Annotated in this window: 17 protein-coding genes; 11 read left to right on the forward strand and 6 right to left on the reverse strand. The window is 70.9% G+C overall.

The window, feature by feature from the left end; all coding sequences use genetic code 11:
- Nucleotides 1–175: 175 nt before the first annotated feature.
- On the reverse strand, nucleotides 176–487 hold the full coding sequence (locus ACZ4FV_RS42355) for an ArsR/SmtB family transcription factor (protein WP_465326111.1): 312 nt from the start codon (nucleotides 485–487) through the stop codon (nucleotides 176–178).
- Nucleotides 488–761: 274 nt separating this feature from the next.
- On the opposite strand from ACZ4FV_RS42355, the gene ACZ4FV_RS42360 reads away from it, so the two are divergent.
- Together ACZ4FV_RS42360 and ACZ4FV_RS42365 are read left to right on the forward strand one after the other, a co-directional pair.
- The gene (locus ACZ4FV_RS42360) at nucleotides 762–1151 is read left to right on the forward strand and encodes an SPW repeat protein (RefSeq protein ID WP_402237429.1); all 390 of its coding nucleotides are present in this window, start codon (nucleotides 762–764) and stop codon (nucleotides 1149–1151) included.
- 198 nt (nucleotides 1152–1349) lie between these two features.
- Nucleotides 1350–1823, forward strand: a complete 474-nt coding sequence (locus tag ACZ4FV_RS42365; RefSeq protein ID WP_465326113.1) for a hypothetical protein — start codon at nucleotides 1350–1352, stop codon at nucleotides 1821–1823.
- A gap of 83 nt (nucleotides 1824–1906) precedes the next feature.
- Here ACZ4FV_RS42365 and ACZ4FV_RS42370 read toward each other — a convergent pair whose 3' ends face one another.
- Complete coding sequence (locus tag ACZ4FV_RS42370) at nucleotides 1907–2848, reverse strand: D-2-hydroxyacid dehydrogenase family protein (RefSeq protein WP_402237424.1); 942 nt, start codon at nucleotides 2846–2848, stop codon at nucleotides 1907–1909.
- A 56-nt stretch (nucleotides 2849–2904) separates the two neighbouring features.
- A complete protein-coding gene (locus ACZ4FV_RS42375; RefSeq protein WP_395870218.1) occupies nucleotides 2905–3753 on the reverse strand; it encodes an SAM-dependent methyltransferase in 849 nt (282 codons plus the stop codon).
- Between the two features lie 383 nt (nucleotides 3754–4136).
- On the opposite strand from ACZ4FV_RS42375, the gene ACZ4FV_RS42380 reads away from it, so the two are divergent.
- Together ACZ4FV_RS42380 and ACZ4FV_RS42385 are read left to right on the forward strand one after the other, a co-directional pair.
- Nucleotides 4137–6266 carry a hydantoinase/oxoprolinase family protein gene (locus tag ACZ4FV_RS42380; RefSeq protein ID WP_402237421.1) on the forward strand — a complete coding sequence of 710 codons (2130 nt, stop codon included), beginning with the start codon at nucleotides 4137–4139 and terminating at the stop codon, nucleotides 6264–6266.
- Between the two features lies 1 nt (nucleotide 6267).
- The gene (locus tag ACZ4FV_RS42385; RefSeq protein WP_331770580.1) at nucleotides 6268–8145 is read left to right on the forward strand and encodes a hydantoinase B/oxoprolinase family protein; all 1878 of its coding nucleotides are present in this window, start codon (nucleotides 6268–6270) and stop codon (nucleotides 8143–8145) included.
- 82 nt (nucleotides 8146–8227) lie between these two features.
- On the opposite strand, the gene codA is transcribed toward ACZ4FV_RS42385, so the two are convergent.
- Nucleotides 8228–9517 carry a cytosine deaminase gene (codA, locus tag ACZ4FV_RS42390; protein WP_395870215.1) on the reverse strand — a complete coding sequence of 430 codons (1290 nt, stop codon included), beginning with the start codon at nucleotides 9515–9517 and terminating at the stop codon, nucleotides 8228–8230.
- Nucleotides 9518–9536: 19 nt separating this feature from the next.
- A complete protein-coding gene (locus ACZ4FV_RS42395) occupies nucleotides 9537–10970 on the reverse strand; it encodes a purine-cytosine permease family protein (protein ID WP_395870213.1) in 1434 nt (477 codons plus the stop codon).
- Nucleotides 10971–11141: 171 nt separating this feature from the next.
- Between ACZ4FV_RS42395 and ACZ4FV_RS42400 the strand changes: the two genes are divergently transcribed.
- The 6 genes from ACZ4FV_RS42400 to bar all read left to right on the forward strand — a co-directional run bounded on the left by ACZ4FV_RS42400 (nucleotide 11142) and on the right by bar (nucleotide 19344).
- Nucleotides 11142–12773, forward strand: a complete 1632-nt coding sequence (locus tag ACZ4FV_RS42400; RefSeq protein WP_395870211.1) for a PucR family transcriptional regulator — start codon at nucleotides 11142–11144, stop codon at nucleotides 12771–12773.
- 340 nt (nucleotides 12774–13113) lie between these two features.
- Nucleotides 13114–14040 (forward strand): SDR family oxidoreductase, encoded by a 927-nt coding sequence (locus tag ACZ4FV_RS42405; RefSeq protein WP_402237409.1) that lies wholly within the window; start codon nucleotides 13114–13116, stop codon nucleotides 14038–14040.
- Between the two features lie 245 nt (nucleotides 14041–14285).
- Nucleotides 14286–15491: a CaiB/BaiF CoA transferase family protein gene (locus ACZ4FV_RS42410; protein WP_465326117.1), complete on the forward strand. Its 1206-nt coding sequence runs from the start codon at nucleotides 14286–14288 to the stop codon at nucleotides 15489–15491.
- The gene (locus ACZ4FV_RS42415; protein ID WP_402237406.1) at nucleotides 15488–17041 is read left to right on the forward strand and encodes a carboxyl transferase domain-containing protein; all 1554 of its coding nucleotides are present in this window, start codon (nucleotides 15488–15490) and stop codon (nucleotides 17039–17041) included. Before ACZ4FV_RS42410 ends, ACZ4FV_RS42415 begins: the two co-directional genes overlap by 4 nt.
- A 163-nt stretch (nucleotides 17042–17204) precedes the next feature.
- Complete coding sequence (locus tag ACZ4FV_RS42420; RefSeq protein ID WP_402237403.1) at nucleotides 17205–18161, forward strand: carbamate kinase; 957 nt, start codon at nucleotides 17205–17207, stop codon at nucleotides 18159–18161.
- 58 nt (nucleotides 18162–18219) lie between these two features.
- A complete protein-coding gene (gene bar, locus ACZ4FV_RS42425) occupies nucleotides 18220–19344 on the forward strand; it encodes a barbiturase (RefSeq protein WP_402237400.1) in 1125 nt (374 codons plus the stop codon).
- 141 nt (nucleotides 19345–19485) lie between these two features.
- Here the strand turns inward: bar and ACZ4FV_RS42430 are convergent, their stop codons facing one another.
- Entirely contained in the window at nucleotides 19486–20100 is a 615-nt protein-coding gene (locus ACZ4FV_RS42430) for a YciI family protein (RefSeq protein ID WP_402237397.1), read from the reverse strand.
- Nucleotides 20101–20459: 359 nt separating this feature from the next.
- Here ACZ4FV_RS42430 and ACZ4FV_RS42435 point away from each other — a divergent pair, with 359 nt between their 5' ends.
- The gene (locus tag ACZ4FV_RS42435) at nucleotides 20460–20990 is read left to right on the forward strand and encodes a papain-like cysteine protease family protein (protein ID WP_465326120.1); all 531 of its coding nucleotides are present in this window, start codon (nucleotides 20460–20462) and stop codon (nucleotides 20988–20990) included.
- The last annotated feature ends 3 nt before the right edge of the window (nucleotides 20991–20993 follow it).

The raw sequence follows: 20993 nt of genomic DNA on the forward strand, positions 1-20993 counted from the left end.
GCTTTTTCCTCTTACGACCTCCCGACGACCTGTGTGGGATTCATGTAGAGGGATGGGGGGGCGGCGGGGCGGGGGGACGCCCTGGGTGCCCCCCCCCCCCCCCCCCCCGAACCGCGTCCGGTCCCGGTTGGTCGGAGCCCGGGCCCGGTCCGCTCGGAGCCGGAGTCCGGTCCGGTCAGAGCTCCGTGCGGACGTATTCGGCGAAGTCGGCGATCGCCTGTTCGTTGCGGCGGTAGTACGTCCACTTGCCGATGCGCTCGGAGTCGAGCAGCCCCGCGTCCTTGAGCGTTTGGAGATAGCCGGAGACCACCGACTGGGCGAGTCCGGCCCGCGCCTGGATGTCACCGACGCAGACGCCGATATGGAAGCCCAGGCCCTGCTGCCGGTAGGAGTCCTCGTCGAAGTACTTCGCCGGGTCCTTCAGCCAGTGCATGAACCGGAGCCTGGCCGGATTGGCGAGTGCCTTGTGTACGGCCAGCGGGTCCACGGGGCTGCCTTCCCGGGGTGTGCGAAGCCCCTGTGTGGTGCGAACACGGCGCGGATGCGTGCGAATCGGATCTAGTTTTCTAGATATGTGAGGACCGTGTCAACCCGCGATCGGATCGGGCGCACAGTCGGAGAAATATGCGGTAAATATTCGGGAATATGCGGGTTAGTCACAGGTGCGACGGCTATCAACCAAGGGACCGCGATTCCTTGGAAAGAGGGTGGTGGACGTGTCCTCGTCGACAGCGTCATCGATTGAAAAGCACCCCGACCTCATGGACCTGCGAGCTCGCTCCGAGCGGGCCACTAGCGGCCCGGTGGCGCAGGTGGCGGAAGCACTCGGTGTCCTGTGCGGTGTCTACCTGGCGGCCTCCCCGTGGATCGTCGGGTTCAACAACTTCACGACCCTGGCGACGGCCAACCTGATCACCGGTGTCGCGCTCGCGTTCCTGATGGGCGGCTTCGTCTCCGCCTATGAACGCACGCACGCGATGAGCTGGGCCGCGTTCTGCATCGGCGCCTGGACGATCGTCGCGCCGTGGGCCGTGACCGGCGCCGTCGACACCACCCGCACCATCACCAGCAACGTGATCGTGGGTGGCGTGGCGTGCCTGATGGCACTCATCCTCGCCCTGCGAGGTGTCGTCGGGTTGCGCCGCTTGTAACGATCCGAATCCGAGCAATTCGAACCAGCGATCCGATCAATCAGTGATCCGATCCGAGTCATCCGAAGTCTGAGTGATCCGAACCCAAGACCGGGCCGCCGGTCGGTCCCACCGGCGAACGGTTCGCCTCGGTGGATATCGCCCGGCGCACCTCGCCTCTCGGCCCCGTTCCGCGGTCCCGGGTGGGAGGTGGACGTCGTGGACGGACCGTCGCTTTCGGGACGGGAACGCCGCACCCTCGCGCGACTGGAGGAATCCCTCGCGGAGGACGAGCAGTTGGCCGAACTGCTGCGCGTCTTCGAGGACCCGATACCGCAACCGGATCGGCGCCGCCGTCGCGTCGGTATCCGCGCACCCGATTGGACGGCGATATCGAAGTGGACAGCCGTGGGCCTGTCCGGCGCCGCGCTCGGACTGTTGGTCGCCGCAGTGCTCGGGGGAGACCTGATCGTCGCGTCGGCCGCCATCTGCGTCACGGTGGCGGCGCTGTCGGTGATCGGGGTTTTCGCCTATCTGCGGTGGTGGCGCCGGGACGGTGCGGGCGCCGGGCATGTGCCGCACCGGGCGCATCCCACCCACGTACACGGGTGGACCCGTGCGTACCATCCTCGGGCCACCGACGCTCCCGACCATCGAGCCATCGATCCGGACGACCCGGGACGGGAGCGGTGATCGAGGCGACCGAGGCGGCCGAGGCGGCCGACGGGTGATCGAGCCGGTGCCGCCGGGCCGGGTGACCGACCCGCCGTGTCGGCCTATCCGAGCACCCGGATCGGCCGGCCGGAGCGGAACGCGGCGATGTCCTCGACCGCGTCGCGGTAGAAGATCTCGTACAACTCGCGGGTGACATAGCCGATGTGCGGGGTGAGTACGACGTTGTCCAGGTCGCGCAGCGGGTGATCGGCGGGCAGCGGTTCGATGTCGTACACGTCCAGCGCCGCGGCGGCGATCGATCTCGCGCGCAGCGCGGCCACGAGCGCGGCCTCGTCCACGACGGGTCCGCGCGAGGTGTTGACCAGGATCGACGAGGGCTTCATCAGGGCCAGTTCGGCGGCGCCGACCAGGCCCCGGGTACGGCGGCTGAGCACCGTGTGCACGGAGAGCACGTCGGCGCGGGCGAACAACTGCTCTCGCCCCACCGCGGTCACGCCGTGTTCGCCGGCCCGGTCGGCGGTGAGGTTGTGGCTCCAGGCCACACACTCCATCCCGAACGCCTGCCCGATCCGAGCCACCTCCGTGCCCAGCCGGCCCAGGCCCAGCAGGCCGAGCACCTTGCCGCGCAGCCCGACACCCAGGCCCACCTGCCAGCCGCCCGCGCGCATCGAGCCCCACTCGGCCGGAAGGTTGCGGGCGGCGGCCAGGATCAGCGCCCAGGTCAGCTCGGCGGTCGGATACGCCACGTATCCGGTCCCGCACACCACCACGCCCAGCTCACGCGCGGCGGCCACGTCGATGGCCGCGTTCACCGGTCCGGTGGTCACCAGGAGCCGAAGGCCGGTCAGTCCTGCCAATACCCGTGCCGGAAACCGGGTGCGCTCGCGCATCGCGACGATCACCTCGAAGCCGGCCAGCGCCTCGACCACCTCCGCCTCGCCCGCGAACGGCTCGGTGAACACGCGGATCTCGGCACCCAACGAATCCCAGTCCGCCAGGCCCCGGGCCACGTCTTGGTAGTCGTCGAGGACGGCGATCTTCATGGTGCTCCCGAGGGGATCGAGCCGCGCGGCTGCGGCGATGGGCCCAGGGGGCGAGGCTATCGGGGCAGTCGGCCGATGCCGCCGACCGACAGGTGGCCCTCGGGGGTGAGCGGCTCGGTCACCGGCGCGTCCGGACGCCACAGCGGCAGCAGCACCACGCCGGGCTCGATCAGTTCCAGGCCCTCGAAGTACCCCTCGATCTCCTCCAGGGCGCGGAAGCGTCCGCTGCCCAGCCGGGTCAGGAAGATCTTCTCCAGGGCGCGTCCCTGGGGTGTGGAGTCGCAGAAGTGGGTGATGAAGATGTGACTGCCCGGCGGCAGCGCGTCACGGTAGGCGCGGACCACACCGGCCGGGTCCTCGTGGTCGCCGAGGTGGTGCAGGACGCCCACCAGGAGCAGGCCGACGGGCCGCTTCAGGTCCACGAGTTCGCGCAGCTCCCGGCGGGCGAGCACGTCCGCCGGGTCGCGCAGGTCGGCGGTGACCACGCGGGTGCGGTGGTTCTCCGCGAGCAGCGCGCGGCCGTGGGCGAGCACGATCGGGTCGTTGTCCACGTAGACGACCGAGGCGTCCGGGTTGACCGACTGGGCCACCTCGTGCGTGTTCTGCACGGTCGGCAGCCCGGATCCGAGGTCGACGAACTGGTCGATGCCCTCGGCGGCCATGTAGCGCACACCCCGAGCCAGGATGTGCCGGTTGGCCCAGGCGCCCTCGTTGGTCAGGTCCTGGAGCGCCTCGTCGGCGATCGCCCGGTCCACCGCGAAGTTGTTCTTGCCACCCAGGATGGCGTCGTAGACCCGGGCGACACTGGGCACCGTGACATCGATGCCGGTGGGCGCCCAATCCTCCGGCGACTCGCCCGCCGGCGGGGCCGAAAAGCCCCACTCGTCCTGCTCGCGCTCACCCACGGCTGCCCCTCGATCGCGGTGTCGTGGAGTCACCCGCTGTGACATCCGTGTGCGCCGACCCTATCCGAGCCTTCCTCGATTTCCGGCAACTTCCGTTCCCTACCCATGAGTTCGATTCGCAGCGAACCGCTCTTCGGGAGGGAATCGGTGGATTGGTCCAGACCTTCCGAAGGCGGGCGGTACCCGGGCTCGCAGGGCCCGGGGCGAGGGTCGTACCCGGACCTGCCGGGCCTGCTCACGGGAATCACCAAGTGTTGCCGAGTCCCTTGGCAGATGTTGCCGATTCCGTGGCATGGCGCTGCGAAGTTGAATCGCTGTCAGCAGCCGGGCGACCCGCCCTCCGCGAACGCGATTTCCCTGCCCCTTCCGATTGGAGCGCGCTGATGACGCCTGCCGCGACGGCGGGACCCCGCCGACGGATCCGGATCGGTATCGACACCGGCGGAACCTTCACCGACGTGGTCGCCCTGGACGAGGAGTCCGGCGAGCTCGTCACCACCAAGACGCCGTCCACTCCCGCCGACCCGGCGGACGGCTTCATGAACGGCATCGACAAGGTACTGGGCCTGCTCGGTTGCACGGGAGCCGACGTCACCGCCGTCGCGCACGGCACCACGGTGGCCACCAACCAGCTCCTCGAGGACAAGATCGACCGCCTCGGGTTCATCACCACCGAGGGCTACGAGTACATCCTGGAGATCGCCCGCCAAGCGGTCCCGGACGGCTACGGCAACTCCTACTTCTGGGTCAAGCCGGACCGGATCGTGCCGGTCGACCTGGTGCACACGGTCGGCGGCCGGTTCGACCACAAGGGCAACGAGGTCCGCCCGTTCGACGAGGAGGGCGCCCGGGTCGCCGCCCGTCGGCTGCGTGACCAGGGCATCCTCACCATCGGCGTCTGTCTGCTGCACTCCTACGCCAACTCGGCGCACGAGGAGCGCATGCGCGAGATCCTGCGCGAGGAGCACCCCGACGCGATCGTGTCGATCAGCTCCGAGGTGCTGCGCGAGTACCGCGAGTACGAGCGTTCGATGACCACCCTCGTCGACGCCGCCGTCAAGCCGCGCGTGGCCCGCTACGTCGGCGGCATCCGTCGCCGCCTGGACGCGTTCACCACCGACGGCGAGGCAGCGCGCCGCGTCCCGTTCGCGATCATGAAGTCCAACGGCGGCGTGCTCTCCGCCGAGGAGGTCGTGCACCAGCCGATCACCACGGTCTTGTCCGGCCCGGCCGCCGGCGCCCTCGGTGCCGCGCTGATCGCCCAGAAGGCCGGCTTCGACAAGGTCCTCACCTGCGACGGCGGCGGCACCTCCACCGACGTCTCGGTGGTCCTGGGCGGCGAGCCGACGCTGACCACCGAGGGCTCGATCGGCCGCTTCCCGTCCAAGATCCCGATGATCGACGTGGTCACCGTCGGCGCCGGCGGCGGCTCGATCGCCTGGATCTCGCCCGAGGGCACGCTCAAGGTCGGGCCCCGTTCGGCCGGCGCCGACCCCGGCCCGCTGTGCTACGGCAAGGGCGGCACGGAGCCGACCATCACCGACGCGCACGTGCTGCTCGGCCGGATCCCCCCGCACCTGCTCGGCGGCGAGATTCCGCTGGACGTGGACGCGGCTCGCGAGGGCCTGACCAAGTTCGCCGCCGAACTGGGCATCGGCGTCGAGCAGTGCGCCACCGGCATCCTGGAGATCTCCGCCTGGAACCAGGCCAACGCGCTGCGCCAGATCACCGTCAAGCGCGGTCTGGACGTCCGCGACTTCACGATGGCCACCTTCGGCGGCTCCGGCTCGCTGCTCCTGTGCCGCCTGATCGACATCCTCGGCCTCGCCGGCGTCATCGTGCCGCGCGACCCGGGCAACGTCTCGGCGTTCGGCCTGCTCACCGTCGACGTGCGCTGCGACTACGTGCAGACCGCCGTCGGCGGGCACCCGGATCTCGACCACGCCAAGGTGGCGGGCATCTTCGCCGAACTGGCGGGCAAGGCGGGCGAGGCCCTGGACAAGGAGGGCTTCGCGGCCGAGGACCACCGCTACGTGCGCACCGCCGACCTGCGCTACTTCGGCCAGGCCTTCGAGGTGCGCGTGCCGGTGCCGGACGGCCCGTTCGACGCCGCGCTCGCGGACACCGTCGCCGAGTCGTTCCACGCCGCGCACGAACAGCTGTACGGCTACAACTTCCGCGGCGACGCGAGCCAGCCCGTGGAATGGGTGAACCTGCGGGTCACCGGCGTCGGCCCGATCCGCCGCCCGGAACTGCGCGAGTTGCCCGCCCGCGACAAGGACGTCGAGCGGGCCCGGACCGGCACCCGCCCGGTCTGCTTCGTGGACCGCGACGGCTACGTGGACACCGCCGTGTACGCCCGTGCCGAACTGGCTCCGGGCGACCTGGTCGCCGGCCCGGCGATCATCGAGGAGTTCGGCTCCACCATCCCGATCCACCCGGGCTTCGCCGCCCGCGTGGACGCCTACGGCAACGTCGTGGTCACCCGCGACACCACCTCGAAGGGGGCCTGACATGAGCGCCGGTACCGCCACCACCCCGCAGGACGCGCTGCACGGTGTGGACCCCGTGCTCCTGGAGATCGTCGAGGGCACGCTCGCCTCGGTCGAGATGGAGGTCGAGACCGCGATCGGTCGCACCTCCCGCTCGCCGATGATCCGCGACGCGCACGACTTCCGCGCCGGAATCCACGACCGCAAGTTGCGCAAGCTCACCGGCCGTTCGTACTCGGCGCTGGTACACCCGGTGGCCCGCGACTTCCCGCTGGAGACGATGCGTCCCGGAGACGTGTTCTTCCACAACGACGTCTACGAGTCGGAGGGCGGCATCGGCCACCTGCCCGACCTGTGCGTCACCGTCCCGGTCTTCGCGGACGGGCAAGTGGTCGCCTTCGTGCAGGCGTTCGGTCACCACGACGACATCGGTGGTTGTTGCCCCGGATCGATGCCCTCGGGCGCGACCAGCGTGTACGAAGAGGGCCTGATGGTCCCGCCGATCAAGCTGTGGGACCAGGGCGTGCCGAACCAGGCCGCGCTGCGCATCATGACCCGCAACTCCCGGATGCCCGACTCGCTCGCCGCCGACCTGGACGCCGAGTGCTCGGCGTGCCTGATGGGCTCGCGACGACTGGGTGAACTCTTCGAGCGCTACGGCCGGGAGACGGTCGAGGCGTGCTTCGACGCGATCCTGGACAAGACCACCGAGACCTACCGGCGCGAGATCCTCGCCAAGATCCCGGACGGCGAGTACGTGTGGGAGGACTACGCCGAACACGACGGCGTGGACGAGCCGATGCTGCACACGCAGCGGATCACCCTGACCAAGACGCCCGAGAAGATCGTCATCGACTTCACCGGCACGTCCAAGCAGGCCAAGGGCCCGATCAACCACTGTGGCGACTACGCGGACGGCAACTTCCTCAAGAAGTGGCTCGCGCCGATCCTGCGCAACCTCGCGGACACCCCCGAGCGGATGGCCGAACTCGACGTCAACGAGGGCGTGGTGCCGCTGATCGAGATGAAGTTCCCGGAGAAGGGCACGCTGCTCACGCCGATCTTCCCGGCTCCGACCAACGCCCGTACGTTCGTCATCCTGCGCCTGCTCGGCGTGCTCTCCGGCGTGCTGGCCAAGGCGGTGGACGGCAAGATGCCCGCCGACCAGGAGACGATCCGCTACACCGGCGTGTACGGGCACGACGCGGACGGCCGCTCGTACCTGATGCGTGAGGTGCTCGGCGGCGGCTCGGGTGGGCGCTACTACGCGGACGGCGAGGACACCATCCACGTGGTGCCCGACTCGCGCAACCTGCCCACCGAGTTCACCGAGTCGCGCTTCCCGTTCCTGGTCGAGCGGCTGGGTCTGGCCACCGACTCGGGCGGCCCCGGACAGTTCCGCGGCGGCCTGGGCTACGAGAAGCACATCCGGATGTTGCTCGACGCGTCCTTCATGTCCATCGCGGACCGCTCGATCCTGTCCTGCTGGGGTGTCAAGGGCGGCAAGGCCGGGCGCTCCTTCCAGGTGGTGATCGACCCGGGCGGCCCGAACGAGCGGGAGATGGACGGCCTGGTCGACGACGAACCGGTCAAGGCCGGCGAGGTGATCCGGATCCGGACCACCGGCGGTGGCGGCTGGGGCGACCCGCTGGACCGCAAGACCGAGTCGGTACTGCGTGACGTGCGCTGGGGCAAGGTCTCGCGCGGCGCGGCGACCGACGACTACGGCGTCGTGCTCACCGGCGAGGGCGACGACCTCGCGGTGGACGAGGCGGCGACCGCCGCACTGCGGGCGTCGGTGCGCGCGGCGCGGCCCGAGGTCGAGCCGTTCTTCGACCGGGGTCCCGGCTACGCGCGGTTGTCCGGCGGGGAGGCCTACCCGGCGGTGGACCTGCTGTAGCGGCACACGAACCGGCCGCGCCTCCCTCGCGATCGGGAGGCGCGGCCTTTCGTCGTGTGCCGTCGGTGGTTCGGGTGTGTCCTCAGCGGCGGGTGAAGTCGACGTCCTCGGGCGCGCGGTTCGGCCAGGTCAGCCGGGTCGGCGCGGCGGGGGTCTCGGCGACCACGCGGCCTCGGGAGATCACGTGGCTCGGACGCACCTGGCGGCGCAGGACGTCGAAGGGCGAATCGGCGGGCAGCAGCAGGAAGTCGGCCGGACGACCGACGGCCAGGCCGTACCGCTCGCCCAGGTTCAGCACCCGGGCGGCCCGCTCGGTGACCATCGCGAACGCCTCGTCCATCTCGTCCTGCCCGGAGAGTTGCGCGGCCAGGACGCCGGCGTGCGCGACCTGGATCGGGTTGGCCGTGCCGAGCGGGAACCACGGATCCATCACGTCGTCGTGGCCGAACGCGACGTTGACCCCGGCCGCCAGCATCTCCTTGACCTGGGTGAGGCCGCGTCGTTTGGGATAGTCGTCGAAGCGGCCCTGCAGGGTCAGGTTCACCATCGGGTTGCAGACCAGGTGGATGCCCGAACGGGCCACGATCCGGCGGAGCTTGCGACTGTAGGCGCCGTTGTACGAGCCCATCGCGGTGGTGTGGCTGGCGGTCACCCGGCCGGCCAGCCCGGTGCGGTGCGCCAGGGTGGCGACCACCTCGACGAAGCGGGACTGCTCGTCGTCGATCTCGTCGCAGTGCACATCCACCAACAGGCCGTGCCGCTCGGCCAGTTCGAAGAGAATCCGCAACGAGCGCACACCGTCCTCGCGGGTGTCCTCGAAGTGCGGAATCGCGCCCAGGACGTCGGCGCCGGCGTCGACGGCACGGGCCATCAGGCGCTCACCGCCGGCACAGGAGACGATGCCCTCCTGCGGGAATGCCACGATCTGCAGGTCGAGCACGTCCCGCACCCGCTCGCGCAACTCGACCAGTGCGTGCAGGGCGGTCAGTTCGGGATCGGTGACGTCGCAGTGGCTGCGCACGTGCAGTACGCCGTGCGCCACCTGCCAGCGCAACACCTGCTCGGCACGGGCCAGTACGTCCTCGCGGGTGAGCAGGGCCCGGCGCTCGGCCCACCGTTCGATGCCCTCCCACAGCGTGCCGGAGATGTTCCAGCGGGGTTGTCCGGCGGTCAGCGCGGTGTCGAGGTGGATGTGCGGCTCGACGTAGGGCGGGGTGGCCAGGGCGCCGGCCGCGTCCAGCACGGGTCCGACCGGGGGAGTGGCTCCGGTGGGGGTGATGCGGGTGACGACGCCGGCGTCGACCGCGATGTCCACGGGTTCGGTGCGGCCGGGAATCCGGCAGTCGGTCACGGTGAGGGTGTTGTCCTGCATGTCGGATCGCTCCAGGAGTTCAGCGTTCGGCGGGATTCGGTTGGCGCGCTGCTCGTTCGCGGCGGCCGAGCAGCAGGTACAGGCCGCCCGCGACCAGTGCGCCGGCCAGCCAGGACAGGTCCACATTGCCGATCGCCCGGGCTCCCGGGCCGCGCAGCGCCTGCGGCACGCCGTACTCGAAGCACCAGGTGGCGACCATTCCGCACACCAGTGCGACGATCGCCGACCAGCGCACGTCGGCGAACAGGCCGCGACGGGGCTCGGCGTACAGGGCGGGCACGTCGATGCGCTGCCGGGCGAACACGTAGAAGTGCACCAGCATCACCGCCGCCCACGGCGCGACCCACGTGACCATGCCCGCGAGCCAGGTGTCGAGGGTGTGCGCCAGGCTCGCCCGGAACACCAGGAACAGCGTGAAGACCGTGGCGAACGCGCCCACCAGACAGGACAACACGCGCCGGGAGACCTTGATGTCCAGGGTCTGGGCACACAACGAACAGCTGTACAGGTTCAGGATGTTCGTGGCGATCGGTCCGTGCAGGACGAGCAGCAGCACCGGGATGGCCAGGCCGCCGAACGAGTCGACGATCAGCCGTCCCGGGTCGGCCTTGGCGTTCACCGTGGCCAGCGAGGCGCCGAGCACGCCGAGCCAGACCACTGGGAGGAACTGGCCGAGCACGCTGGCCGCGTACAACCTGCGTCGTGAGGTGGCGCGGGGCACGAAGCGGGAGTAGTCCGACGCGTAGGCGAACCAGGTGATGCCCCAGCCGACGCCGATCGCGGTCATCACCGTGCTCATCGCCGACCAGCGGTCACCGCCGCTCAACGTGCTCGCGTGGCCCCAGTCGATGTCCAGCCGGGTCCAGGCCACCACGGTCATCGCGGCCAGCACCACCAGGGTCGCGGGCACAGTCCAGCGCTCGAAGTCGGCGATCGCGCCGAAGCCGGACGCGGCGATCGCGATCTGGGTGGCCATCACCACCAGCACGACCACGACCTTGGTGCCGTTGCCGCCGACGTAGCCGACGCTGTCCAGCAAAGCCATCACCAGGTCCAGCACGATCCAGGTGTTGATCGCGCACCAGCCGGCCGAGATCACCCCCTGGACGGCGGCGGGCAGATACGCGCCGCGCCGGCCGAAGGCGGCCCGGGCCAGCACCATCTGGGTCACCCCGGTGCGCTGGCCCATCAGCACGAACAGGCCGAAGACGCCCATGCCCACCAGATTGCCCACGACCAGGACCAGGACGGTGTCGAGCAGACCGAGGCCGAGCACGATACCCAGCGCGCCGAGCACCCAGTTGATCGGTGCGATGTTGGCGCCCGCCCAGATCCAGAACTGGTGCGCGGGGGTCGAGTCGCGGGCCTCGTCGGGCACGGGTTCCAGGGATTGGGTGTGGTCGACGGCTGGTGTGGGTCGGGCCGGTTGCGCGGGTTCTTCGAGGATTGCCACGGAGACCTCCGGTGGGGCGGAGCGGAGCACGGCGGTGGGCTGGAGTGAGGCGGTGTCGAGGATGGGACGGGTCGGTGATGTGGGGTGATCACCGAAGGTTCCTCGGCCCGGGAGGTCGTGACAACGGACACGGTGACCGGGATACTGGCGCATCTTCCGGACGGAGTGTCCATGACCTTGGGACTACGAGAGGTCCTCGACCACCCGGTGATGCGCCGAGCCGACCCGGTCGTGCCGGACCCGGGGGCGGATCTGGAGCGGCCGGTGCGCTGGGTGCACTCCAGCGAGATCTACGAGATCGCGCCGCTGCTGCGAGGCGACGAGCTGCTGCTCACCACCGGTCTGGGCCTGGCCGGGCGGGACGCCGGCGAGCGCCGGCGCTATGTCGTCGACCTCGCGCAGGCGGGGGTCGCGGGGGTGGCGCTGGAGGTCGGACGTACGTTCGGTGAGGTGCCGGCGGACGTGTTGCGGGTGGCCGCCGAGGTGGGACTGCCGCTGGTCGTGCTCCGCGGGATCGTGCCGTTCGTGGAGATCGCCGAGGCGGTCAACGCGGCCATCCTGGACTCGGCGGTGACCCGGCTGCGGCACGTCAACGAGATCGTCCGGGTGTTGTCCGGCGTGCTCGCGCGCGGCGCGGGCGTGGACGAACTGACCCGCACCCTGGCCCGGCTCACCGACCGACCGGTGGTGCTCGCGGGCATCGACGGCACGATCACCGCGTGGGCGGGCACCGACACCCCGGGTCACGTGGCGGCGAGGCCGGCGGCGAGCGCCGGCGTCGAACTGCGCGGGTCGTTGTGGGGGCGGTTGTTGCTGGGGCCGACCGGATCCGGCGCGGCGGCGTGGACGGGTGTCGCTCCCCAGGCCGGCGGTGCCGCGGGGGTGACCGGCGACGATGCCGAGGACCGCGCGTCCGTCCGGTCGTGGTCGGGCGCGGCCATCGGGCTCGCGGACGAGGTGGCCGAGCACGCGGCGCGGGTGTTCGCGCCGGCGCTGTTGCGGCTGGCCGATCGGGACGGGTGGGTCGGGCGCGAGCGGCGCGAACTCGTGGAGGGACTGCTGCGGGACGCGTTGCCGCCGCGCGAGGTGGCGGCGCGACTGACGGTGTGCGGCTTGGTCCCGGCCGGTACGGCGGCCTGGGCGAGCGTCGCGCTGAAACTGCCGGATCCGGTGCGTGCGGTGACGGTGCTGTACGAGGGGCTGCGCGCGTGCGGCGGCCGGGGGCTGGTCAGCGACGGGCCGGACGGTGCGTACGCGCTGATCGCGCTGGACCGGGACACGCACGTGGCCGAACTCGCCGCCCGCCTGGGTCTGCCCGCGGCCACGGGGGACGAGCCGACCGCCGCGCTGGGGCCGCTGGTGCGCGATGTCGCCCGGGTCGGGCACAGCCTGCGGGCCGCGCGGGACACCCTGCGGCTGGCCCGGCGGGTCCGGTCGGTGCGCCCCGAGCCCGTCGCCGACACCGTGCTCGCCGACGCCTGGGCGCTGGAGCGGGTGCTGGACCGGCTCACCCCCGAGGACCTCGCCGACCTGGTCGAGGACCAACTCGGCCCCCTCCTGGCCTCGGACTCCGCACGCGGCACGGGCCTGGTGGACACCCTCGAGGCGTACCTGCGCTGCGGCTGCTCCAAGACCGAAACCGCCGGCGTCCTGTTCCTGCGCCGCCAGTCGGTACACCAACGCCTGGCCCTGATCGAATCCCTCCTCCGGGTCAGCCCCGACGCTCCCGACCGCCAGGGCCCCCTGCGCGCGGCTCTCACCGCCCGAGCCCTCCTGACCACCCGAGGCCCGCACCCGACCTGACCGACCCGGCGTGTCGCGGTGCTCGCCGGCCGGCTGCCTACAGGAGGTCTTTCATGAATTCGGTGGGCCAGGCCGCGGAAAAGGGTTTCGGAAGCCAGACCGGTTCGCCGACCCGGAAGACGGCGGGTTCGGGGTAGACGCCGTTGGTCGCGTCCCGGAAGACCGGTCCGGGATTCCCTGGCTGTAAGGGTTCACTTGGCGATCGACGGCGTGAGGGGCGCGGGCGTTGTGCTCGACTCGCTGGGGGACTCTGCCTTCGGCAGGATGTGCCCGATTTCGGGGGTGGGTGTTGGCGAGGGCGGACGGTGATGGGGGTGGGTCGGCTGCCTAGCGTGAGTGCATGATCGTGATCACTGGTGCGGCGGGGAAGACCGGGCGGGCGCTGACCTGGGCGTTGGCGGAGCGTGGGGCTCGGGTGCGGGCGTTCGTGCGGCGGCCGGAGCAGGTCGCGGTGGCGGTCGCGGCCGGGGCGAGCGAGACCGTGGTGGGCGATGTGGGCGAGCCGGCGGATCTGGACGAGGCGTTGCGTGGGTGTTCGGCGATCTACCACATCGCGCCGAACGTACATCCGGACGAACCCGCCATCGGCCGGGCGGTGATCGCGGCGGCGCAGCGGGCCGGCGTGGAGCGATTCGTCTTCCATTCCGTGCTGCGCCCGCAACTGCGCGCGATGCCGCATCACGAGGCGAAGGCGCGGGTCGAGGAGGCGCTGTTCGAGTCGGGCCTGGCGGTGACCGTGCTACAGCCGGGGCCGTACCAGCAGAACACGCTCGACGCGCGCGAGGCGATCGTGCGGATCGGCGACTTCGCCGTGCCGTATCGGGTGGACGCGCCGTTCGCCGCCGTCGACCTGCGCGATGTCGCGCAGGCGGCGGCCGTGGTGTTGTGCGAGGACGGCCACGAGGACGCGGTGTACGAACTGGCCGGCCCGGAGGCGTTGACCCCTCGGTTGATCGCCGGGCACCTGGCCGAGGTGCTGGGTCGCCCGGTGACCGCGCGCCGGATCGACCCGCGGGACTGGTACGAGGAGGCCCGTGCCGGCGGATTGTCCGGCTACCCGCTCGAGACCCTCACCGCGATGTTCGCGTTCTACGACCGGCACGGCCTGACCGGCAACCCGCGCACCCTCGCCGCGCTGCTCGATCGTGCGCCGACCCGCTTCGCGGACTTCGCCCGCCGGGTGTTCGGGCCCGACGACGCGCACTACGCGCCGGGCTTCCAACACCAAGTATTGCCAAGTGAGCGCGATTCGTTGGGCAGTAACTGACGGCGAGCAACGCCCGCGAGCGGCCTAGCTTGGACGCATTCGGAGTCGGAGCGCAGATCGCACCGCGCCCCACGCTCGGCCATACGTACCGCACACCCGCCTCGCGCACACGCACCGCACTCACCGCATACACGCACCGACATACGCACTGCCACCACGCGTCACGCACCACACCCGTACACCGCACGGATGCCCGGATGGACGGACGCGCAACGCCGCATACCTGCAGAAAGGGGTGTTTCGACGTGAGCGGACCGCTCTGCGACCTCGTCGTGCTCGACCTCTCCCGCGCCCTCGCCGGCCCGCACGCCGCGATGATGCTCGGCGACATGGGGGCCCGTGTCATCAAGGTGGAGAACCCGGACGGTGGGGACGACACCCGCGGCTGGGGTCCGCCGTTCGTGGGGGCCGAGGACGCACGGGAGTCGACGTACTTCCTGTCCTGCAATCGCAACAAGGAGTCGATCGTCCTCGACCTGAAGACCGAGGAGGGCCGGCGGACGCTGGCCCGATTGATCCGGCACAGCGACGTGCTCGTGGAGAACTTCCGCACCGGCGTGCTCGATCGACTCGGCTTCCCGATGGAGGAGCTGACCCGGCTCAACCCGCGCCTGGTGGTGCTGTCCATCACCGGTTTCGGCCACGACGGCCCGCAGGGCGGCCGGCCCGGCTACGACCAGATCGCCCAGGGCGAGGCCGGCCTGATGAGTCTGACCGGCCCCGGTCCCGACGACCCCACCCGGATCGGCGTGCCGATCGGCGACCTGCTGGCCGGGATGTACGGCGCCTACGGCGTGGTCGCCGCGCTGCACGAGCGTGAGCGCACCGGCCTGGGCCGGGTCGTGCGCACCTCGCTGCTCGCCGCGATCGTCGGTGTACACGCCTTCCAGGGCACCAACTACACCGTGGCCGGCCAGGTCGGGCACGCGCAGGGCAACCTGCACCCCTCGCTCCAGCCGTACGGCTCCTACCGCTGCGCGGACGCGATCATCCAGGTCGCGGTGGGCAGCGAGAAGTTGTGGGCCAAGTTCGCGCCGATGGTCGGCCTGGCCGTGGACGACCCGCGCTTCGCGGTCAACGCCGACCGGGTGGTCAATCGGGCCGAACTCGCGGACGCGATCAACGCCGCGTGCGGCGAGCGCGCCGTGGACGAGCTGCTTCCGGAACTGGCCGCCGCCGGCATACCGGCCGGCGAGGTGCGCACGATCGACCGGGTCTACGAGTGGGACCAGACCAAGTCGCAGGGTCTGCTGCTCGACGTCATGCACAGCACCCTCGGTCCGATCACGCTGCCCGGCCCGCCGATTCGGCTGGACGGAGCGGGCGACACGGCGGACGGCGGTCGGCGCCGGCACGAGGCGCCGCCGACGCTGGGCCAGCACACGGACAGCGTGCAGGCGTGGCTCGACGCCGAGGACGCCCGCGCCCTGCACGCCGCGCGGCGCGCATGAGCACCGCGCCCGTGCCGGCGACCGCGTCCACGCCCGCACCGGTACCCGCACCGACCCGCCGCACCCGCGTCGGCGCGCACGCGCTGATCGGCCTGGTCCTGGACCCCGACACCTGGACGAGCTGGGACACCGCACCGCATCGCCCGGAGCGCCTGGACGCGGGCTACGTCGACGAACTGCGCGCCGCCGAAGCCAAGAGCGGCGTGGACGAGTCGGTGGTCACCGGTGAGGGACGCATCCAGGGCCGCCGAGTGGCGGTCGTGGCCTGCGAATTCGACTTCCTGGCCGGCTCGATCGGGGTGGCCGCGTCCTCGCGCCTGGTCGCCGCGGTCGAACGCGCCACGGCCGAGCGGCTGCCGCTCGTCGCGTCGCCGACCTCCGGCGGCACCCGGATGCAGGAGGGCACCGTCGCCTTCCTCCAGATGGTCCGGATCAGTGCCGCGGTCGCCGCGCACAAGAGCGCCGGTCTGCCGTATCTGGTCTACCTGCGCGGGCCCACCACCGGTGGTGTGCTCGCCTCGTGGGGCTCGCTGGGCCACGTCACCGCCGCCGAACCCGGCGCGTTGATCGGTTTCCTCGGCCCGCGCGTGTACGAGGCTCTGCACGGGCAACCCTTCCCCGAGGGTGTCCAGGTCGCGGAGAACCTGTACGCGCACGGTCTGGTGGACGCCGTCGTCGAGCCCGATCGGCTCGGCGAAGTGGCCGCACGCGTCCTCGACATCGTCACCGCGCCGCGCGAACACCTGCCCGACGTCGCACCGTTGCCGGTCGAGGATCTGGCCGACGTTCCGGCGTGGACCTCGGTCGAACTCTCCCGTCGCGCCGAACGCCCGGGTGCCCGCGCCTTGTTGCGCCACGCGGCGAGCGCGGTGGTGCCGCTGCACGGCACCGGTCAAGGTGAGAGCGACCCGGGTCTGTTGCTCGCGCTGGCCCGATTCGGCGGCGCGCCGTGCGTGGTCCTGGCCCAGGACCGGGCCCGGCAATCCAGTCACGGCCCGTTCGGCCCGGCCGGTCTGCGGGTGGCCCGACGCGGCATGCGGCTGGCCGCCGAGCTCGACCTGCCGCTGGTCAGCGTGGTGGACACCGGCGGCGCGGCACTCAGCCGCGAGGCCGAGGAGGGCGGGCTGGCCGGCGAGATAGCCCGGTGCCTGGCCGAACTGGTCACCCTGCCCACGCCGACGTTGTGCCTGCTGCTCGGGCAGGGCGCGGGCGGCGGCGCGATGGCCCTGCTGCCCGCCGACCGGGTGTTGTGCGCCCAGCACGGCTGGTTGTCCCCGCTGCCGCCCGAGGGCGCGTCGGCGCTGCGCTATCGCACCCCCACCCGGGGTGCGGAGATCGCCGCCGCGCAGGGCATCCGGTCGCTGGACCTGCTGCGTGACGGGGTGGTGGACCGGATCGTGGCCGAGCGGCCCGACGCGGCCGACGAGCCGGTCGCGTTCCTGGCCCGACTGGCCCAGGTGTTGGAGTACGAATTGGTCGGACTGTTGCGCCGACCGACGGTCGAGCGGCGTGCGGCACGGCTGGGACGGTACGCGCGGCTCGGCTGCTGAGGCCCGCGGGCGGTGCGTACCGCTCGGCAAGTTCTGCCAGATCGATTGGGTTTTGTGGTCAACAAGCTCCCAAGCCATCGACCTGGTCACCCGCTTAGAGTCCCAAGTCCCGGACGGGACGGCCGGGACTCCCGCGTACGACAGGAACAGGAGAGTTCGACACATGCCAACTCCCCGCACCGGGAGAGTACTCATCGCCCTCGGCGGAAACGCCATGACGGGACCCGATGGGAGTGCCACTCCCGACGCCCAGCGGGCCGCCGTCGCGGTGGCGATGGAAGCGGTGGCCGACCTGATCGCCTCCGGCGTCGAGGTGGTGCTCACCCACGGCAACGGACCACAGGTGGGCAACCTGCTGGTCAAGAACGAACTCACCGCGCACGTCGTGCCCCCGGTGACCCTGGACTGGTGCGGCGCGCAGACGCAGGGCACCCTCGGCTTCACCATCGTCTCCGCGTTGGAGGCCGCGTTGCGCCGCCGCGGGCAGGCGGCGCCGGTGGCCGCCGTGGTCACCCGCACGCTCGTGGACGCCGCCGACCCGGCGTTCGAGCACCCCACCAAGCCGGTCGGCCGGCATCTGCCGCAGGCCGAGGCGGAACGCTTCGTCGCGCTCGGCCAGCACTGGGAGGACCGGGGCGCGAAGGGCTGGCGACGGGTCGTACCCTCGCCCGATCCGCTGGAGGTGGTCGACGCGCCGGCCATCTCGACCCTGGTCGCGGCGGGCTTCGTCACGGTCGCGGCCGGTGGCGGCGGCATCCCGGTGGTGCGCGACGCGGACGGCGCCGAGCGCGGCGTGGAGGCGGTCCTGGACAAGGACCTCACCGCGGCCCTGCTCGCGGCGTCGGTGGACGCGGACGTGCTGGTGATCGCCACGGACGTGCCCAACGCGATGCTCGACTACGGCACCGCGAACGAGCGGGTGATCGGCCGGGTCACCCCCGAGGAACTGCGCGCGCACGCCGCGGCCGGCCAGTTCGCCGGTGGCAGCATGGGGCCCAAGGTCGAGGCGGCGGTGCGCTTCGTCGAGAAGGGCGGCCGGCGCTCGGTGATCACGTCGTTGGATCGCATCACCGCCGCGGTGGCGGGCGAGTCCGGGACGGTCGTGGAGCCGGGCGCCTGACGGGGCGTCGGCGGTTTCCCACGTGGTCGACGAAGTACAAAGAACTCAACGAACTCCAATGAACGAGGTGGAACGAGTGCCCAGGCCGATCGAGGTTCACAAGGTCGCCATCGAGAGCGTCACCGACGCGTCCGGATTGGCCAAGCTCATCGACGACGGCGTGTTCGCCGCGGATGATGTGCTCGCCGTCATCGGGAAGACCGAGGGCAACGGCGGGGTCAACGACTACACCCGCATTCTGGCCGACCGCGCCTTCCGCGAGGTGCTGGTCGCCAAGGGCAAGCGCTCGGCCGAGGAAGCGCAGCAGGTCCCACTGGTGTGGTCCGGTGGCACCGACGGCGTGATCTCCCCCCACGCGACGGTCTTCGCGTACGCGCCGGAGAACCGCTACCAGCCCACCGACGAGCCGCGCGTGTCGGTCGGCGTCGCGATGAGCGAGCAGATCCTGCCCGAGGACATCGGCCGTGTGCCGATGGTGGAGAAGGTCGCCGCGGGCGTACGCAAGGCGATGTCCGTCGCGGGCATCACCGACCCGGCCGACGTGCACTACGTGCAGACCAAGACGCCGCTGCTGGTGCTGGACACCATCAACGACGCGAAGGCGCGCGGGTTCGACGTGTGGACCGAGGACACCCTCAAGTCCATGGACGTCTCCAACTCCACCACCGCGCTGGGCATCGCCGTGGCGCTCGGCGAGATCGAGCTGCCGACCGCCGAGCAGATCCACCGCGACCTGTCGCTGTACTCGTCGGTGGCGTCCTGCTCCTCCGGCGTCGAGCTGGACTGCGCGCAGATCGTGGTGGTCGGCAACGTGCGCGGCGTCGGCGGTCCGTTCCGGGTCGGCCACGACGTGATGAAGGACGCGCTGGACGCGGACGGCATCTGGTCCGCGATCCGCTCGGCCGGCATCGACCTGCCGGAGCGCCCGCACACCTCGGACCTCGGCGACCGGCTGGTCAACGTGTTCCTCAAGTGCGAGGCGGACCCGAGCGGCAGCGTGCGCGGGCGGCGCAACATCATGCTCGACGACTCGGACGTGCACTGGCACCGGCAGATCAAGGCCACCGTCGGCGGCGTGACCGCGTCCGTCACCGGCGACCCGGCCGTGTTCGTCTCGGTCGCCGCCGTTCACCAGGGCCCCTCCGGCGGCGGGCCGGTCGCGGCCATCGTGCGGATGGACTGACCCACCCCGCAACCCCTCCACCGGCCACCGCCCCCTCGTCCCGGGGCGGTGGCCGGCGGCATGTGGCGAGCGTCGGCGCCGACCTCGGCCTCGGCACCGGACCGCTCGACCGGAGCGACGGACCCCGGACTCGGACGGGACCTAGTCCTCCGAGCGGCCGCCGAAGCACCAGTCGTGGACTTCGATGTCCCGGTACAGGCCGGCCCGCGCGTACGGTCCCTGGGCCAACAGGTCCTCCGCGGCGGCGCGGTCCGGTAGTTCGGCCAGGATCGCGGTGCCCAGCCAGTCCTGGGCGTCGTCGTCGGAAAGCAACGGCCCACAGACGATCAGGTTTTCCCGGTAGTCGCCGTGGAGTAGCCGGCGGAGTTGCTCCGCCCGCAGTCGGTCACGGGTCGCGGTCATGCCCGCCTTGGCGTGGCCGAGGATCAGGAATCGCGGGTGGCCCTCCGAACTCCCTTCGAAATCCCACATTTTCCGGCCGAGCGTGTTGTGCCAACGCCGGATCAGCACCTCTGCCTCGTACACGCCCGCCCGGTGGTTCGGCTCCGCGAACGCGAACACACGCGCGGCCTCGGCGTCCGGCAGGTCGACGATGTGGACGCTGCCGGTCACCGTCTCCCCGTCGGGGGCGAACGTCGGCCCGCGGGCGATCATCCCCTCGGCGTACTCGTCCATGAACGACCAATGGGCTTCCTGAAGTTCGTCACGCAGGGCCCTGGTTCCCGGCTTGTCGCGACAATAGAAGAGGTACTCCATGTCGATCCCCCATGAGTCACGCCGTCGTCGGCACGCACAGTACGGGAGCCCGCCCGCCCTGTCGATCAACCCGTGCCGCCCTCGACCCGGTGCACGGCATCGACCCCACGGCTGCCTCGGGACGCTTATCCCGTCACGGCGAGTCATTGCCGCGCAGGGAATCATGGGGATATTTCTACGCTTATACGCCGACTCCTTCCTTCAGGGTGGTTCCCGAATGCTTTCCGAGTGGCTCCCGGGCGAGGTGATCATTTTGCGCTGTCATGCAGCTGCAAGATCGCTCAAAACTCGTCGTATCCACACGGGAAAGCAGGAGTATGAGCAGATTCGGGTTTGCGAAAACCGCATCGGCCATCGCGTTGACGACTTCGGGGTTGCTTCTGGCCGCGAGCGGCACGGCCCGGGCGGAAGCCAACTACGACCAGATCACCATGCTGAAGCAGGAGAAGAGCCAGTGGTGCTGGGTCGCCTCCGGGCTCACCATCGCCAAGTACCAGGGCTACGGCACCACCCAAACGGACTTCTGCACTCGGGCCGCCGGGCGTAACAGCAATCTGAGCTGCGACAACCAGCCCGCGACGCTCCAGGACATGGCGAACGGCTGGGCGAGCCTGGGCATGAAGCAGACCGGCATCGGCCTCTCCAGCGCCGCCTCGTTCAACCAGGTGAGCACCGACGTCAAGGCGGCCCGGCCGATCGGCGCCCGCATCGGGTGGGCGTCCGGCGGTGGCCACATGAACGTCGTCTACGGCTACGACACGTCGAACAACACCATCGCCGTCGGCGACCCGTGGCCGAACACCACCACCTACACGTGGTGGAACTACAACGACTACGTGAGCAACAACTCGTTCAAGTGGACCCACTCCCGGATCAACATCTCCCAGTAGAAG

Source organism: Embleya sp. NPDC025285 (genome assembly GCF_055558835.1).

What these genes read in the sequence shown, in the direction of transcription:
- ACZ4FV_RS42360 (WP_402237429.1), top strand. Translation starts at nt 762, where the DNA reads ATGGACCTGCGAGCTCGCTCCGAGCGGGCCACTAGCGGCCCGGTGGCG.
- ACZ4FV_RS42370 (WP_402237424.1), bottom strand. Translation starts at nt 2,848, where the DNA reads ATGAAGATCGCCGTCCTCGACGACTACCAAGACGTGGCCCGGGGCCTG.
- ACZ4FV_RS42380 (WP_402237421.1), top strand. Translation starts at nt 4,137, where the DNA reads ATGACGCCTGCCGCGACGGCGGGACCCCGCCGACGGATCCGGATCGGT.
- ACZ4FV_RS42385 (WP_331770580.1), top strand. Translation starts at nt 6,268, where the DNA reads ATGAGCGCCGGTACCGCCACCACCCCGCAGGACGCGCTGCACGGTGTG.
- codA (WP_395870215.1), bottom strand. Translation starts at nt 9,517, where the DNA reads ATGCAGGACAACACCCTCACCGTGACCGACTGCCGGATTCCCGGCCGC.
- ACZ4FV_RS42400 (WP_395870211.1), top strand. Translation starts at nt 11,142, where the DNA reads ATGACCTTGGGACTACGAGAGGTCCTCGACCACCCGGTGATGCGCCGA.
- ACZ4FV_RS42405 (WP_402237409.1), top strand. Translation starts at nt 13,114, where the DNA reads ATGATCGTGATCACTGGTGCGGCGGGGAAGACCGGGCGGGCGCTGACC.
- ACZ4FV_RS42415 (WP_402237406.1), top strand. Translation starts at nt 15,488, where the DNA reads ATGAGCACCGCGCCCGTGCCGGCGACCGCGTCCACGCCCGCACCGGTA.
- ACZ4FV_RS42420 (WP_402237403.1), top strand. Translation starts at nt 17,205, where the DNA reads ATGCCAACTCCCCGCACCGGGAGAGTACTCATCGCCCTCGGCGGAAAC.
- bar (WP_402237400.1), top strand. Translation starts at nt 18,220, where the DNA reads ATGAACGAGGTGGAACGAGTGCCCAGGCCGATCGAGGTTCACAAGGTC.
- ACZ4FV_RS42430 (WP_402237397.1), bottom strand. Translation starts at nt 20,100, where the DNA reads ATGGAGTACCTCTTCTATTGTCGCGACAAGCCGGGAACCAGGGCCCTG.